Source organism: Halorubrum ejinorense (assembly GCF_055389685.1).
In genome coordinates, this window is the sequence record NZ_AP043777.1 from 1,593,075 (window position 1) to 1,606,771 (window position 13,697).

Consider the following 13,697-nt stretch of genomic DNA (forward strand, 5'->3'; position numbering starts at 1 on the left):
CGGACAGAGTCTCCAATTTCTACAGAGGTCCGCCGGAGATCCGACATCTATTGGTCGTATTCGTCATTACCCTTAGATTGAGATACGCGGACACGGTCAATGAATGCCTCGTTGAGTTCGTCTTGCTTCTCTACCAGGGATTCTCGGAACGCGTCAAGTTCCTCGTCGAGTTCTTGCTCAAGACGCCAGATCTCCTCTTGAATCCGCAATAGGTCAGTCCGTTCAATCTCGTCACCGATTACTTCTCCTTTCTCAGTGAGTCGGTGGTACTTCTTTTTCTGAACGTACTTTGGTTGCTCGTCCACGAGTCCTGCCTGCCTCCCCTCTTCGAGGCGTTCATCGATCGTGGACGGGCTTTTTGGAAAGTCTTGCCGGAGTGTTTGGAAACGCTTCGGCTCGTCATGCAATTGTGCGATGAGCCACGCCCCACCGGCAGATGAGAGCACCTCTATCATCTGATCGAGTCCCTCATCACTGAATTCGTCAGGTGGAGCTGGCCCTCCACCATTCCCGCTATCGCTGAAATCCACGGTATTGACGTGTGCGTCGGACTACAAAATAAAACTCCGGTACGAACTGTACTAGAAGTACAAAACATACTACCTGATCACGGCGATCGGCACATTTGGAAAATCTCTTAAACACTGATTATACTGCCTATAGGGTTTCTTAACCCCAAATCACGTATTATTCTGTGTGCAGATTCGGAAACGACACCCTCTCGAATATGGTACGTACTGTACTACATCGCGTATCCAACCCATGAATCCGAACGGACCCATCAGCCAGTCACCGGATACAAAACTCGAATCGAGGCCCCGGTAACCCCCACGACCGCTCACCCGCCAGTAACTCGTGTCCCTCACCACCACTACTCGATGTCAGCTCACCTCGCCGTGGAGAGGAATCCACGGAGACACTGAGTTGACCGGCTATTACTGGTGGGGAACTACTGAGTCCTGGGTAGCACCCCTCGGTTTCCACTCCAAATCCCGTCCACGATTCACCGGCTCGACGGGGGTGCTGAATGACTGACGAGCCCGAAAATACCGTTCGAGAACGAGTAGTCGCTCAAGCGACTTCGCTGTATGAAATCCACGAAAATACGTCTCGCGTGATCAAGAACCTCGACTTGCCGATGAGCGAATTCCAAGACGAGTACGATATCACGATGAGTGACTCGTTCAACTTCGAAGCAATGGTCCGTCTCTACCTGTATAAACGGGTTACCGGGATGGACCAAACGGAGGTAACAACCCGTGTAAGAAACTGGGAATACCTCCAACAACAGTTTGGACTTAATCGAGCACCAACGCAGCAAACCCTCTCATACACTATCCGAAGACGATTTTCAAGTCAATACAAAACACTCCTCAACAACATTGCGAAAGACATCCGAGAGGCAGCCCTACAGCAAGGTCACTACGAGAAAGACCTGAGATCACCAGACCCAACCCCGTCACCAGACGAAATCGAGGAAACGTCAACACCTCTCCACCATTACGTCGATGAACACGCCCCAGATATTATTTCAGCCGCGCTGAACGACGTGTGCCCCGCGTTCGATACTGGCAGAGCACATAACGTCGTGCACGAAGACCGGACCGTGTGGGAACACCAGATCCTGATGAGTCTCTCTGACCGCGCGGGAACACGGTCAGCGTTCCGTACGTTCAACAAATTCCGCACGAGAGCGCTCCACAACGATACGCACGTCCGTGCGGTGAAGAAACTCGGAACACCTGCTTCGTACCAGTACACGTTCGATGATTTCAATGGGAGACGCCGACCAACGCCGGAATGGCGAAAAGTCGCGGATACGATTCAACCACAGTTCTCGGATGCGGTCGAGAACATGCTTGGACGTATTCGAGAGGCGGACGAGTTCAGTGAACCGGTAGTTGCTGCAATCGACACGGTTCGCGTGCCCGTTAGCGTCAGCCCATACAAGGGTGAAGCAGACGTTGAACCTGGTGACACGAGAGTAAGGACCAAGAATGGTAATCTTCGTGTTCCGAAGGATGACTACCCGGAGATGATCAAAGGCGGGAATGACAAACCGGTCGGGTACGAGTACGCCACGCTCACGATCGTCGGGCATAACGACCCGATAGTCCTGGCTGTTGAACCGGTTCGACATAATTCAAAGTGGGAACTCGACAACGGCATGTCGGTCTCATGGGCTGAAACGGTTGATCGGCTTATGCAGCAGGCGACTGAGCTCGTGGATATTCACCTCGTGATGGCAGACCGGGCGTTCGAGAACCGTGAGGTCACACACGTGCTTGACCAGTACTACGACGTGAATTACCTTCTGCCGAAAAAGAAGAATTCGGAAGCATTGGAGCAAAATTTGGATGATGTAGAATCAGACTCGACGTTGGTCAGTCGGGTGCAACGTAAACCACTCTATTTGGACGAGAATGAAACGCGGTACGTTAAGGCTGAAAGTGACGATACGGTTGGCGAAGGCGGGTACAGTCATGATGTGAATTTCATGTACGTCCCTGCAGAGAAGGATGACTGGGTGTACACTGAACTAGACGACGTGGAGTACACGGTGTTCGTGACGAATCGGGAAGACGTGTTGCCGGAAGATGCAATGGGTTTGTGTAACAGGTATTCGAGTAGGTGGGATATAGAAATTGAATACAAGGTTCTTCTGCCGCTGCTACCGTCGATCGCGTCGAAGGACTACCGGATGCGGTATTTCTCGTTCGTGTTCAGCTGCTTGCTGTATAATTTGTGGCGGCTGACGGATCACTCGTTGAAACGACTCGCATCTGAAGCGTTCGATGATTACGGCCGGTTAACGTTCGATGACCGATTAGACCCGCTGCTGTCGATGGCTGATTTCCTGGCGTCAGCGTTGATCTTGATGTTCCGTGAAGATGGGGTTGACCCGCCTGACTGACGAGTCGTGATTTTCCTGGGTTTTCCTGAGTTTCGGTAGCGACGCGTGTTTCGGTCACACCCGTTATTTCCCGTGTTTTTATCAGATTCGTGTAGTGACTTGATGACTCGGTGAGTTTTCTCCCGACTGAGATCTGAGATCGGACTTCACCAGCAATTTTAGCCGCTATCCGTTTGTACGAAATCTACCTTCCGAACTTATGACAAAGGCGACGTCACGGACGTCATCGACGCGTGGGACCACCGGTTCCTCGTTGAGGAAGGCGACCCGCTCGTTGACGCGTTCGAGCAGGCCGGCGACGGCGACGCCCTCGTCGTCCTCGATCACCCACCAACGGCAGAGGTGATGAGCGTCCTCCTCGAACAACGGATGCTTGAGGCGTTCCCAGACACCGTCTCGGACGTGTCGGTGTCGGTGAGCGAAACCGGCGAGCTCTGTGCGACCTACTGATGCCGGTCGCAAGTGACGTCGAGGAGCCCACAACGGACGCTGAGGCGGCTGGTGAGGGGCTTCCGATCAACGAGGTGTTCTACTCGTTGCAGGGCGAGGGAACGCTCGCAGGCGTGCCCTCTGTCTTCGTGCGGACCTCTGGGTGTAACCTTCGGTGTTGGTTCTGTGATTCGTACCATACGTCGTGGGAGCCGACCGGAGCGTGGCGCGACGTCGACTCGATCTTGGAGGAAGTCCGCTCCCACGAGCAGGCGAACCACGTCGTACTCACGGGCGGCGAGCCACTCATCCACGAGGAGTCCGTCGAACTCCTCGAACGGCTCGACGAAGAGGGGTATCACGCGACGGTAGAGACGAATGGGACGATCTACCGGGACGTGCCAATCGACCTGGCGAGTATCAGCCCAAAGCTGACGAGCAGCACGCCGACACCGGAGCGTGACCCGAAGGGGGAGGGCGAGTGGGAAGAGAAACACGAACAGAACCGGATTGACATGGATGCGTTGTCCCAGATGGTCGATGCGTACGAGACCCAACTCAAGTTTGTCGTGACCGACGAGTCGGATCTCCCAGAGATCACGGACCTGGTTGAGCGGGTACGAGAAGCGACGGTGGCGACCGTCGCCGATGATGACGTGTTGTTGATGCCCGAGGGGATGACGCGCGAGCAACTCGACGGGACGCGAAGCGAGGTCGCCGAGTTAGCGATGGAGTACGGCTACCGGTACACGCCGCGACTGCACGTTGACCTATGGAACGACGCGCCGGGGACATGAGCGTCGCCCAGAAACAGCCTGGTCGAGATCGTGTGGTGCCGCGAGTGCGGTGTGGTGAACAGAGCGACAATCGATTCGACGCAACTGAGCAATCATGAGCAACAAAAGCGCGGTCATTCTGGTGTCCGGCGGGATGGATAGTGCGACTGCGGTCTACGAAGCGATGGAGCAAGGGTACGAGCCGTACTTCCTCCACACGTCGTACGGGCAGCGCACCGAAGACAAAGAGTACGAGTGCGCACAGGCGCTTGCTGAGGAGGTTGATGCGGCTGACTTCCTACACATCGAAACGGGGCATCTCTCGCAGATTGGGGCATCGAGTCTGACGGATGAGGAGATGGACGTGGCTGACGCGGATTTGGAGAGTGACGAGATTCCGACGTCGTACGTCCCCTTCCGGAACGCGAATCTGTTGTCGATGGCGACGTCGTATGCGGAGGCGACAGAGTCGTCGGCCGTGTTTATCGGCGCGCACTCCGAGGACTTCTCCGGGTATCCGGACTGTCGGCCGGCCTTTTTCGATGCGTTTCAGAACGTCATTGATGTCGGGACAAAACCGGAGACAGAGATTGAGCTGAAAGCGCCGTTCGTCGAGTGGTCGAAAACGGAGATCGCCGAGCGTGGCTTGGAACTCGGGGTGCCGTACGAGATGACGTGGTCGTGTTACCGCGACGAGGAGCCAGCGTGTGGGACGTGTGATGCGTGTGCGTTCCGGCTTGAGGCGTTCCGGAACGCTGGGTCACGCGATCCGATTGCGTATGCTGAGCGGCCGGAGTTTTCGTAACTCACGAGTCGATTTTACTCGTCCCAGAATGCCTCGATCCGTTCGTCAAGACGAGAGAGTACGGAGGCGAGCACGTCTCGCCACTCGGGTGGATACTCAGCATCGTCGCCTGGTGTTGATGCATCCGGGGGCGGGTGAAAATGCTCGCGGGTGTTGTGATCGTTGGGGTGGCGATCCCATCGACACTCCCACGAATTGTTCGTCTGATACTGCTCGGCGTAGTGGATGCTGAAGTCGTCGGTCTCAAACCATCGAATCCGAAGCGACGCGCGCGTGACCCCACTAGGGAAGTACCCGAGGTCGTAGTCAGCAACGATAGCGTTTGGCGCATACGAAGGCCGTGTATGGACACTCTCGAATCGGGCGCTTCGGAGGAGGTGAGCAGCAATCCGGTCGAGAACTGCAGCATCGATTGGGCCGGTACTGGGTGGATCGCCCGGCTGCTCAGGCATCGATGTGACTGGGAGTGCTACCGGAGGCCAGGTGGTCACGTCGCGCCGCGTCGAGGAGCGCTGCTCGCTGTTCGAGTGTCTCCCACTCAGAGAGCGCCTCCCACGCGTCTTCAGTTGCTATGTCTTGACTGGCGTCGACGAGAGAGACGTCGTTCGGATCGTCTGCGTCGAACTGTGTTCTGTACGCTTCGATCTCGTCAAGTGTGTCTGTAAGGAGGTCAACGATTTCCTGCTCGGAGTATTCGTCGCGGATACGATCGATGCGTCGCCACTGAAAGTACGCGTCGTTGCGCTCGTACCGGACGGGCCGCGCGTCGTGACGATGGACCATGCCCATCTCGTTGAACCATGCGAGATAGTCTCGGGCAGTCTCAGTCCCGCAGTCAGCGAGGTCAGCGATCTCGGAAACCTTTGTGGGGGTTCGAAGCCCGGTGATGACATCAAGGAGCCGTTCGCGGATCGGTCCGTCTTTGAGAAGCGTCTCAGGTGACTCAAATTCAGTGAGGTCCGGCGGCGATTCTGCACCGTCGTACGCTTCCTCAGGGATGTCAGTAACCTCCATTCGTGTCGCCTCGTTAGTACAGATGTCGGTTCGAAGCGATATATATCTGTGGTATACTGAATTAATTCTGTTTCACCGTAACTCGGTGTATCGTACGAATGACGTGGTCTTGTTACCGCGATGAGGAGCCGGCGTGTGGGACGTGTGATGCGTGTGTATTCCGCCCAGAGGCGTTCCGGAATGCCGGGTCACGTGACCCGATTGCGTATGCTGAGCGGCCGGAGTTTTCGTGATGCGCTTGTTCAAACGAAGTAGGATGTATTGACCCGACCTGCTGCGCTCAGGATTCGTCGCTGACGGCACCGGTAAGTTCCTTTTTGTGTTGAATTATCTCGCAATTCCGTTCAGAGCATGGATGAGCGTTACAACGACATCAAACGCTTCTGATACTAACTGGGAGATTAGTTGGAACATGAGTCTCCCCATCATGTGTTTTTGTGGTCTCGTATTCCTCAGACAACTTTATCAGATTCGGAATATGTACCTGTTCTATGTACTTTTGTGACGACTGTGGGAGTATGATAACCCCACAGAATGGGAGTGGTCAGTGTGAAAATTGCGGCGCAGAGTACGAAATACAGGGTGGGAAGTCAGAATCGTTCGAAGATGAGGCTGAGGAGAACCTTGGTGTTGCCGACGGTGGGGAGTCCACAAAAACGAAACTAGAGTCGCTTCCAACGACAAAATCAGGAAGTATACCGAAATCGGAAGCGATGGATTGGCTGAAGAATCGAGATCGACCGTCGGGGGCCGAGATGAAGCGAGCGATGATGGAAAAGCCGAGCGACTTTGAGGGGAGCACATACCCGACAGATATCTCGAATATTCGAATTACCGGTGATCCCCAATTCATTGAAACCATCGCAGGGCTATTCCGCTGGGTTGTCGATATGGAGGACTACAGTCGTCGGGTTGAGATTAACCTGAAGGAGACTGAGGACCGGGAGACTGGTGAGAAAACGGGAAATTACGCATTATATTTGTCTGTTACAGAACGCGGATAGCACGCTTGTAGGACGCCATTACAGACTATTTCTCCGCAAGTAGCGATGCGCCATAGTGACTCGACTAGTAACATTTCGGCTAGTTATGAGCGTCACTGACAGCAACTTCTCGACGGCCCGGATAACGGCCAGTTAATGATCAGTGGCTCTGTTGAAATCCTATTCTTCAGATATATTCTCACCTGAAACAGCCGGTCGATGAGAACTGCGTATTGACTACCGAGAATGTTACCATCTCAGTGCCAAGTTGCGATAGCCGTGCGAGATACAGACGGTCTATGCAGCACGGCCATACTCATAGAGTGGGTGTGGGCTGAGTCTCATCCATCTCTGTCAGTCGGTAGTTCATGGAGACCACAACTCGTTACTTGAATCACCTAGTTTTCGGGGAGGATATCACCGATGGAAGCCCCGACACTCATGACGACACCAATCAACACCGTCTGTCCGCCCGCAATTAGTGGTTCGCTCCATGCAACTCGGCCCCAACCAGTCATCAACACAATAGCCAACCCACCTGCGATACACATGATAGCCACCGGTCGCAATGGAACAACTCCGAAAAGTCGGTCCTCAACGACCTGTTCGAACTCACCAGCATGTAATATCCCGAAAACAAGGGTCCCTCCAAACAGGAGCGTGAGGAGAAGAACCGGCGGACGTTTAGCGATGAACCGACCGATCTCAAGCGCGCCATCTTCAACTATCATCGGCATCCCGAACACGAAACTTCCCACCAGCGCTTCGCCAGCATCGCGGGGGCCGAATTGGGATTGGAATCGACCGATGATTCCTCGGCGACGGACCTGTCGAGCAGTCTGCATCGTCTCACGAACCTGTTGTAACTCCTCATCCCGATCAACGATATCCTCGAGTTCGTCCAATTCGGTCAGTACATCATCAATATCCGCGTCTCGGTCAATCCGAGACGATTCGGTACGAGCCATCACATCGTACTGTCTTCCTCTCGATTTATGCTCTTCCTTGTGACCCGCAACAACTACCACGTGTCGAGTGAGTCTTTCATTCTGAAACGGATCTTGGTCGAATATATGTGCTCTCTATTCACCATGATTTGGCGGTACTCCCAATTTGCCAGCATGAAACCGACTGCGCGTGTCTCACCCACTGATTAAGCGCCGGCTCAAAAGCGCTCGGTCGGAGGATAACCGGCAGAAATCCTCCCACCCTTCGAGCGCAATCAGACTTTTCTCGACCGCGGTTAGAATGAACTGCCTCGGCGTTAAACCCTGAGGCACTCGGCTTGCCCCGCCTGTGTAGACTCTGTTAGAATTTTAAGACTCCTTGTCTAACGTCCCATACAGCCCTGCTCGGATCCGCTCTGCGACTCCGGTGAGGTGTGCCTGTCCGAACGTCGCCACGATCAGCGCCCCGACGGAGTTGTACATCAGGTCGAGCACCGTGTCATCGAGTCCGTGCTGGGCGAGCGGCATGGAGATCCCCGTCTCGTCGGCGACGATGTCGAGACCGAACTCGAACAGCTCCCAGACGACGCCGAACGCGAGCACGACCACGAAGATGAACACGAACGCGAAGCGCGCTGGGATCCGGACTTGGTCGCTGTGGAGGTCGATCGCTCGCAGTGTCGTGTACCCTGCGCCGGCGATTAGCGACGCCGACAGCGCGTGCGTGAGGTGGTCCCACCACGGGACCTGCGCGTAGAACCACGCCGATCCCAGCGTGTGGAGGAACACCGCCGACGTGATCCACACGCCGAGCCACGGGTCGAGTGGAATATTGTAATTGCGCTCAAGCAGCGCCGGAATGAACGTGACGAACAAGCCGAGCCCGCCGTTGGTGATCGCCTTCGGCTGGCCGAACGCCACGCCGTATCCGACGATAGCGACCAAGAGAACCTGCATCACCCTCGTGAGCCGCCGCTGTGTCCGCAACGACGGGCGAGCGCGGAGGACACCCCGAACGCTCATCGGCGCACCACCCACCCTATCGTGCGGCGGAGCCGCGCTCCGCGTCGCCGGAAGTATGCGTCGAAGAGAATCCCGGCGGTGAGCCCGGCGAGCGTCACATAGATCCACTCGATCATCAGCGCCTCGTTGGTCGTCAGGAAGTTGGTACCGAGCAGCCGATCGGCGTTCCACCGGAGCACCGCCCACACAGCCGCCGTCGCCAGCGTCGTCATCATGACGAACACGACCGCGAACCAGTGTGTCACGCGCAGCGTGGTGAACATTTGGAGTTCGACGGTGATGATCAGCGCGAACGCGGCGATCGCAAGGTACGTCGCAAACGTCCCGAGTTCTCCCCCGAGGAGGGCACGCACCAGCACCGGTAACAGCGCGAGACCGAGCACCTCCCACGGAGGCATTACCCGCGGATTCCGCGCCGCGACCGCCGGCACGACCACGACGGCGATCATTCCGGTGACGAGAGCCATCGGGAGGATGTCGAATTCGAGCAGGCTCTCGACGAACACTCCCACCAGGACAGTCACCATCGCCCACGCGACCACCGCGTTCGTCCGCCCGCTACGGAACAGCCGCCCCAGCCGGTCCTCAATTGCATTTCCCTCCGGAACGTCGGGTTCAGGATCGGAGGGATCGATCCCATCGATCTCGACCTCAGAGTCTCCGTCCGCGGTGTCCGTAGCGGATCGGTCGGTATTCATACTCATTTGCAGTCTGGCCCCCACTATATGAGTTGCCTCTGTGGCACGCCGAACGGACGCGTTTGTGACCGTCACCTCTATTTTTCAGCTATGGATTGTTAATGGTATGAAGAACCACACGTTCGACTGCTGAAAATAGAGGGCACCGATGCGTTTGGTATGACATCTGTGTTGACCGATCCCTCCTGAGTATAGGTAGAGCTAATTCTGTCCGAAATATGCGCTGTACATGCAGCAGGCCCCCCCAACATCTGCCTAGTCTCTGTCAGTACTGGTGTGCGAAATGTAGAAGGCGGGTTCAGCACACCGGCTTTGTTTGTTTCAGGTAAGTCCTCCTGAATCAATTGCTCGGCGTGCGTCGGGACTAACTACTCGATTTCTAACTGACCACTTCCGCTACCCTTTTGACCGCCGTTCTCGTCCCATTCGAGTTCGAACTCGACACTTCGTTCAGTCATGTTGCCAGCCGGGCCTTCGCGTTCAGCTTTGACTTCAAAGGTGGGTCGGGCAGGGGGATTCAGCGTTACAGACTCGGAGCCTGCTTTCAGGGTGATACCATCTCCGCTGTCGAGATTATCCGCGACTTTTCGAAGGTACGATGCAATCTCTTCTCGACTCTGGTCGCTCTCTGATTTGAACAGGACTTCTTCAGGCATACAAGAATTAGTACACAGACGGCACCAATAAAGACAGCCGTCCGAAACCGATCTGATTGAATCGACAGATATTCTGTGTGCGATACGCGCTCTATATCTCGCAAGGTGTTCCTAACAGAAGTGGGAGAGGTATAGACGGACTCTGGTCTGTGAGTCCCCTGTACTGAGCGATTGGGGTGAAAAACTATCAGATGCTGAGGATTTCAACAGAGCCATAAATACTAATTTTGCATTCAGTAATCCTAGAGTGCTAAATTCGCGCTCTGTATGTAGCACGGCCTCGACGAATTATCAGTGACCAAGGATTTCAACAAAGCGATAATGTTTAACCGGCTTGACGTGGGCTGACTGTGAAATCCACATTAAACCAGGATCAGACGGTCACTGCTGTCGCTAAGACGGTGAACGTCGGTCCTGTTGTCGCTCGTATTCTGCGAGCTGTTCGATTCGGTCATCTGTCGGCGGATGCGTCCGGAACAGCCAGCGTTCGAACCGATACAGGCGTTTTCGAAGCCACCAGTACGACGGCTCTCTGTTCCCGTCCGGACCGAGCATCACTTTCTCCAACTCTTCCGGTTCGAGCGAGAGGATCGAGAGCGATGAAATCCCCGACACCTCGCGTAAGTCCCGATTCGGCGTATCTGAAATGCTCCGGTCGAGTTTCGTGAGCGCAGTCGCAAGCACCGCAGGTGAGCCAGTCACCGCAACGGCGGCTCGATCTGCGGCTTGTTCTCGCGCTCGGGAGAGTCGGGCAGTCATCGCTTTCCCCGTTCCCCAGATGAGCGTCGAGACGAACCCAAGTGGAACGATGAGGATCGCAGCTCCACCCGGATTTTCGATGTCCGCAAGTCGCGTCCCGAGTCCGCGAGCGAGGATCACGGGGAGTGACACGGCCGTCATCACCATCGCATCCCGATTTTTCACGTGCGCGAGTTCGTGAGCGACGACCGCTTCAAGTTCGGCACGTCCGTCGATCGTGTCGAGCGTCCCGCGGGAGAGGACGAGATGGACGTTTTCCGGACGGAATCCGACAGCCAATGCTTCAGGAGTCTGTCGATCCGAAAGGGCGATCGTCGGAACGGGGACGTCGAGTTGTGCTGCGACGCGGGTCACCAACTCGTACAGCTCGGGCTCGGCCTCCTCGTCGATGCGGTCGGCGTCAGCGAGCCGTTCGATCGTGTCGACCTGTTTGTATTCGAGGTAGCCGATCGTCACCACGATCAACGCCGTGAGTCCTCCCGCGAACGAAGATGCTGTAGAGACGTCAAGAAATGACAGAACACCGTAGAGGACAGCCCAAATCCCACAGAGAAACGCGATCGTGACAGCCACCATACCAACAATTGTAACGGTCATCTGAATGGGAAGCGACCACCGTCGAGAGGGCATGGGTTTCCGATGGTTTGAGACACAGTAGTAAGTTCGGTTTGCTATGATTGTCTTCCCAACAGTCGGCTCTGTTGAAATCCTCAGAAAGTGATTTTTTTGTCCCAGTCGCGGTCAGTACGGGTGATACACAAATCGCCCAGTACATGCTCTCGATCGCTCATTACATTGAATCTATTTTGTCTTCGAAACGATAAATGATTATAACCGCACCTATTGAGAGTGTGACTGTACTGATCATTGACCAAGCAAACATCTCATCGGGATTATTCCCCAACAAAGCACCTACTGTAACCGCAACGAGTAGAATCGCTATCGTCCCAATACCGCCGACTACACGAACAAATAAATCTTCATTCATATCTTGTCTGCCTGTTGAGCGAATTCTATTCTCTTGTGTGGCTCTGTTGAAATCCTCAGAGATTTATACATGTGTTAATCCTATTTGACACTAAAATCGTCTGTCTGAGGGTCTAAACTTCCTATCCACGCCCTGATCGCCCCCATCGGAACTAAATAGAGCAACCACACGGCCCGTGAATCTAGATCGGTACCCGTCCCGATAATCACAAAGCTGACGGGAACAACCACAAAGACCAACATCAGAAACAACTCAAAGACGGGAGCAAACGCGAAGGCCATCGCGTCTGCCGGCGATTTATCTTGATATGACCGGTTGACGATAAAATAGCGCCAGACGCGCGATAGCTGAAAGAAAACAATGCCAGCAATTGTGAACCTAACTGAGAGGGGAAGTCCTGAATCCAAAAGGGGAAGTCCTGAATCCAAATCATAACCGGAAAGGAAAGGAGTCATGATTACTGTAAGAATGAAAGCTGGGATAACCGCCTTTCGCAAAACGTAGTTGATATTCCGTCGGTATACCGGCGGTATTAGACCAATCGGCTGAATTGAAGTGGGTTCTTCATCCCAAGAATCCCCATCGAGATCATCCACGGACTGTGGCGTGAACAACGCGACAGAAAAGAACAGGAGGTTGATGATCGCTATCTCGATGAGATAGATGACAGCGATTTCAAGAAGACTCCACTCAAATACGACCACTCCAAGAATGAGTGCAGAGTTCAGAATACACGCCAACACGAAATCGCGGGACTCTCTGAGCATTCCGGGTATTGTTTCGCTACCCCCCGTCTGACTACTCGTTCCCATCTATCTACACATTCCTTCGGCAGCTGTTTATTTGTCCCTGTTGAACCTTCTCCTTCAGATACAACACGACATGACCATCTGTGGCGACTCTGCTGAAATACACAGGAAATGATATATTCTGACCGGATGTGGTCAGTACAGACGAAGTGGAAATCACCCGTATCTGACGGTTTTAATACTGTTGTTGAAAACGAAGCAACATGACCCCGAAGAAGGCTATTACAGTATACATTACGCTCCCTTGTCTCCTATATGGCGTATTCTTTGTCTTAGCAGTCACACGGTATTCCGGCATGATTGAGAGAAATACGCTGTATGCCGCACACACAGTTTTTGGTGGTTACATCGCCCTCATTGTCTACACAAAACGAGACCAACTGACTGCGGTGTAAGCAACTCTCACCGATCGGCTGTTTCAGGCGAGAATTCATCAGAAGAATAGGGTTTCAACAAAGCCGCTTCAGACTACTCGTAGTAACTGACGCGCTCGACAACTTCTGCGAAGGCGACATTCTCGCGTACATCGGTAATCTCGATAGTAACACGCTCGGTCTGTTTCGTGTCGGGAACAATAACGACGAACCCGCGCTCAACACGGGTGATACCATCGCCTTGGTCACCAATGTCTTCGATTTCGACAGTACGTTGTTCGCCCTCCTCGACAGGTGGCGTTTGTGTTGCTTGCTCCGGCTCTGGGGTAGCGTCAGTGTTGGTCGCCTCGTTGCTTGCGGGTGCCGGCAGAACAGCCACACGGTACGCCTCGTCCGCCTGTAGCTCACCAAGGAGGAGTTCTTGCTCCGGTACCTCAACCACATATGACCCATCGCGCTCTTCGACCTTCCCCGAGAACAGACACTGAAGTTCCTCTGAAATCTTCATTTGAATACCGTACA

The 13,697-nt window shown here is 54.4% G+C and carries 14 protein-coding genes and 2 pseudogenes; 6 read left to right on the forward strand and 10 right to left on the reverse strand.

Translation table 11 applies throughout. The features are described from left to right. Positions 1-47: 47 nt before the first annotated feature. Positions 48-530: a hypothetical protein gene (locus ACZ5KW_RS09140; RefSeq protein WP_343777572.1), complete on the reverse strand. Its 483-nt coding sequence runs from the start codon at positions 528-530 to the stop codon at positions 48-50. Positions 531-1,027: 497 nt separating this feature from the next. Here ACZ5KW_RS09140 and ACZ5KW_RS09145 point away from each other — a divergent pair, with 497 nt between their 5' ends. From ACZ5KW_RS09145 to queC, 4 genes and pseudogenes are all read left to right on the forward strand, one after another. Then, positions 1,028-2,914, forward strand: coding sequence for a hypothetical protein (locus ACZ5KW_RS09145; RefSeq protein ID WP_343777570.1), 1,887 nt, complete (start codon positions 1,028-1,030; stop codon positions 2,912-2,914). 201 nt (positions 2,915-3,115) lie between these two features. Then, positions 3,116-3,364, forward strand: a pseudogene (locus tag ACZ5KW_RS09150) (6-carboxytetrahydropterin synthase); the annotation flags it as partial. After that, positions 3,364-4,140 carry a 7-carboxy-7-deazaguanine synthase QueE gene (locus tag ACZ5KW_RS09155; RefSeq protein WP_343777568.1) on the forward strand — a complete coding sequence of 259 codons (777 nt, stop codon included), beginning with the start codon at positions 3,364-3,366 and terminating at the stop codon, positions 4,138-4,140. The pseudogene ACZ5KW_RS09150 and the gene ACZ5KW_RS09155, both read left to right, overlap by 1 nt. A 94-nt stretch (positions 4,141-4,234) precedes the next feature. Further along, positions 4,235-4,924, forward strand: coding sequence for a 7-cyano-7-deazaguanine synthase QueC (queC, locus tag ACZ5KW_RS09160; protein WP_343777566.1), 690 nt, complete (start codon positions 4,235-4,237; stop codon positions 4,922-4,924). A 14-nt stretch (positions 4,925-4,938) separates the two neighbouring features. On the opposite strand, the gene ACZ5KW_RS09165 is transcribed toward queC, so the two are convergent. Both ACZ5KW_RS09165 and ACZ5KW_RS09170 read right to left on the reverse strand, forming a co-directional pair. Further along, positions 4,939-5,376, reverse strand: coding sequence for a toxin-antitoxin system TumE family protein (locus ACZ5KW_RS09165; protein WP_343777565.1), 438 nt, complete (start codon positions 5,374-5,376; stop codon positions 4,939-4,941). Continuing rightward, a complete protein-coding gene (locus ACZ5KW_RS09170) occupies positions 5,369-5,938 on the reverse strand; it encodes a DUF7342 family protein (protein ID WP_343777563.1) in 570 nt (189 codons plus the stop codon). Before ACZ5KW_RS09170 ends, ACZ5KW_RS09165 begins: the two co-directional genes overlap by 8 nt. A gap of 101 nt (positions 5,939-6,039) precedes the next feature. On the opposite strand from ACZ5KW_RS09170, the pseudogene ACZ5KW_RS09175 reads away from it, so the two are divergent. Further along, a pseudogene (locus ACZ5KW_RS09175) lies at positions 6,040-6,171 on the forward strand (7-cyano-7-deazaguanine synthase); the annotation flags it as partial. Between the two features lie 285 nt (positions 6,172-6,456). Further along, positions 6,457-6,942, forward strand: coding sequence for a hypothetical protein (locus ACZ5KW_RS09180; protein WP_464388565.1), 486 nt, complete (start codon positions 6,457-6,459; stop codon positions 6,940-6,942). Between the two features lie 377 nt (positions 6,943-7,319). Here ACZ5KW_RS09180 and ACZ5KW_RS09185 read toward each other — a convergent pair whose 3' ends face one another. The 7 genes from ACZ5KW_RS09185 to ACZ5KW_RS09215 all read right to left on the reverse strand — a co-directional run bounded on the left by ACZ5KW_RS09185 (position 7,320) and on the right by ACZ5KW_RS09215 (position 13,683). Next, the gene (locus tag ACZ5KW_RS09185; protein ID WP_343777560.1) at positions 7,320-7,889 is read right to left on the reverse strand and encodes a hypothetical protein; all 570 of its coding nucleotides are present in this window, start codon (positions 7,887-7,889) and stop codon (positions 7,320-7,322) included. Positions 7,890-8,237: 348 nt separating this feature from the next. Then, the gene (locus ACZ5KW_RS09190; protein ID WP_343777559.1) at positions 8,238-8,891 is read right to left on the reverse strand and encodes a DUF2238 domain-containing protein; all 654 of its coding nucleotides are present in this window, start codon (positions 8,889-8,891) and stop codon (positions 8,238-8,240) included. Next, complete coding sequence (locus ACZ5KW_RS09195) at positions 8,888-9,589, reverse strand: hypothetical protein (protein WP_343777558.1); 702 nt, start codon at positions 9,587-9,589, stop codon at positions 8,888-8,890. The genes ACZ5KW_RS09190 and ACZ5KW_RS09195 overlap by 4 nt, the downstream gene beginning before the upstream one ends. Positions 9,590-9,957: 368 nt before the next feature. Further along, complete coding sequence (locus ACZ5KW_RS09200; protein ID WP_343777557.1) at positions 9,958-10,245, reverse strand: amphi-Trp domain-containing protein; 288 nt, start codon at positions 10,243-10,245, stop codon at positions 9,958-9,960. Between the two features lie 393 nt (positions 10,246-10,638). After that, on the reverse strand, positions 10,639-11,634 hold the full coding sequence (locus tag ACZ5KW_RS09205; RefSeq protein WP_343777556.1) for a M48 family metalloprotease: 996 nt from the start codon (positions 11,632-11,634) through the stop codon (positions 10,639-10,641). 438 nt (positions 11,635-12,072) lie between these two features. Next, positions 12,073-12,804: a hypothetical protein gene (locus ACZ5KW_RS09210; protein ID WP_343777555.1), complete on the reverse strand. Its 732-nt coding sequence runs from the start codon at positions 12,802-12,804 to the stop codon at positions 12,073-12,075. Positions 12,805-13,269: 465 nt separating this feature from the next. Then, positions 13,270-13,683 carry a TRAM domain-containing protein gene (locus ACZ5KW_RS09215; RefSeq protein WP_343777554.1) on the reverse strand — a complete coding sequence of 138 codons (414 nt, stop codon included), beginning with the start codon at positions 13,681-13,683 and terminating at the stop codon, positions 13,270-13,272. Positions 13,684-13,697 lie beyond the last annotated feature (14 nt).

Bases quoted from the DNA above. Each gene is read 5' to 3' on its own strand.
- ACZ5KW_RS09210 (WP_343777555.1), bottom strand. From the start codon at position 12,804: ATGGGAACGAGTAGTCAGACGGGGGGTAGCGAAACAATACCCGGAATG.
- ACZ5KW_RS09180 (WP_464388565.1), top strand. From the start codon at position 6,457: ATGATAACCCCACAGAATGGGAGTGGTCAGTGTGAAAATTGCGGCGCA.
- ACZ5KW_RS09215 (WP_343777554.1), bottom strand. From the start codon at position 13,683: ATGAAGATTTCAGAGGAACTTCAGTGTCTGTTCTCGGGGAAGGTCGAA.
- ACZ5KW_RS09155 (WP_343777568.1), top strand. From the start codon at position 3,364: ATGCCGGTCGCAAGTGACGTCGAGGAGCCCACAACGGACGCTGAGGCG.
- ACZ5KW_RS09205 (WP_343777556.1), bottom strand. From the start codon at position 11,634: ATGCCCTCTCGACGGTGGTCGCTTCCCATTCAGATGACCGTTACAATT.
- ACZ5KW_RS09200 (WP_343777557.1), bottom strand. From the start codon at position 10,245: ATGCCTGAAGAAGTCCTGTTCAAATCAGAGAGCGACCAGAGTCGAGAA.
- ACZ5KW_RS09145 (WP_343777570.1), top strand. From the start codon at position 1,028: ATGACTGACGAGCCCGAAAATACCGTTCGAGAACGAGTAGTCGCTCAA.
- ACZ5KW_RS09190 (WP_343777559.1), bottom strand. From the start codon at position 8,891: ATGAGCGTTCGGGGTGTCCTCCGCGCTCGCCCGTCGTTGCGGACACAG.
- ACZ5KW_RS09195 (WP_343777558.1), bottom strand. From the start codon at position 9,589: ATGAATACCGACCGATCCGCTACGGACACCGCGGACGGAGACTCTGAG.
- queC (WP_343777566.1), top strand. From the start codon at position 4,235: ATGAGCAACAAAAGCGCGGTCATTCTGGTGTCCGGCGGGATGGATAGT.
- ACZ5KW_RS09170 (WP_343777563.1), bottom strand. From the start codon at position 5,938: ATGGAGGTTACTGACATCCCTGAGGAAGCGTACGACGGTGCAGAATCG.
- ACZ5KW_RS09185 (WP_343777560.1), bottom strand. From the start codon at position 7,889: ATGGCTCGTACCGAATCGTCTCGGATTGACCGAGACGCGGATATTGAT.
- ACZ5KW_RS09165 (WP_343777565.1), bottom strand. From the start codon at position 5,376: ATGCCTGAGCAGCCGGGCGATCCACCCAGTACCGGCCCAATCGATGCT.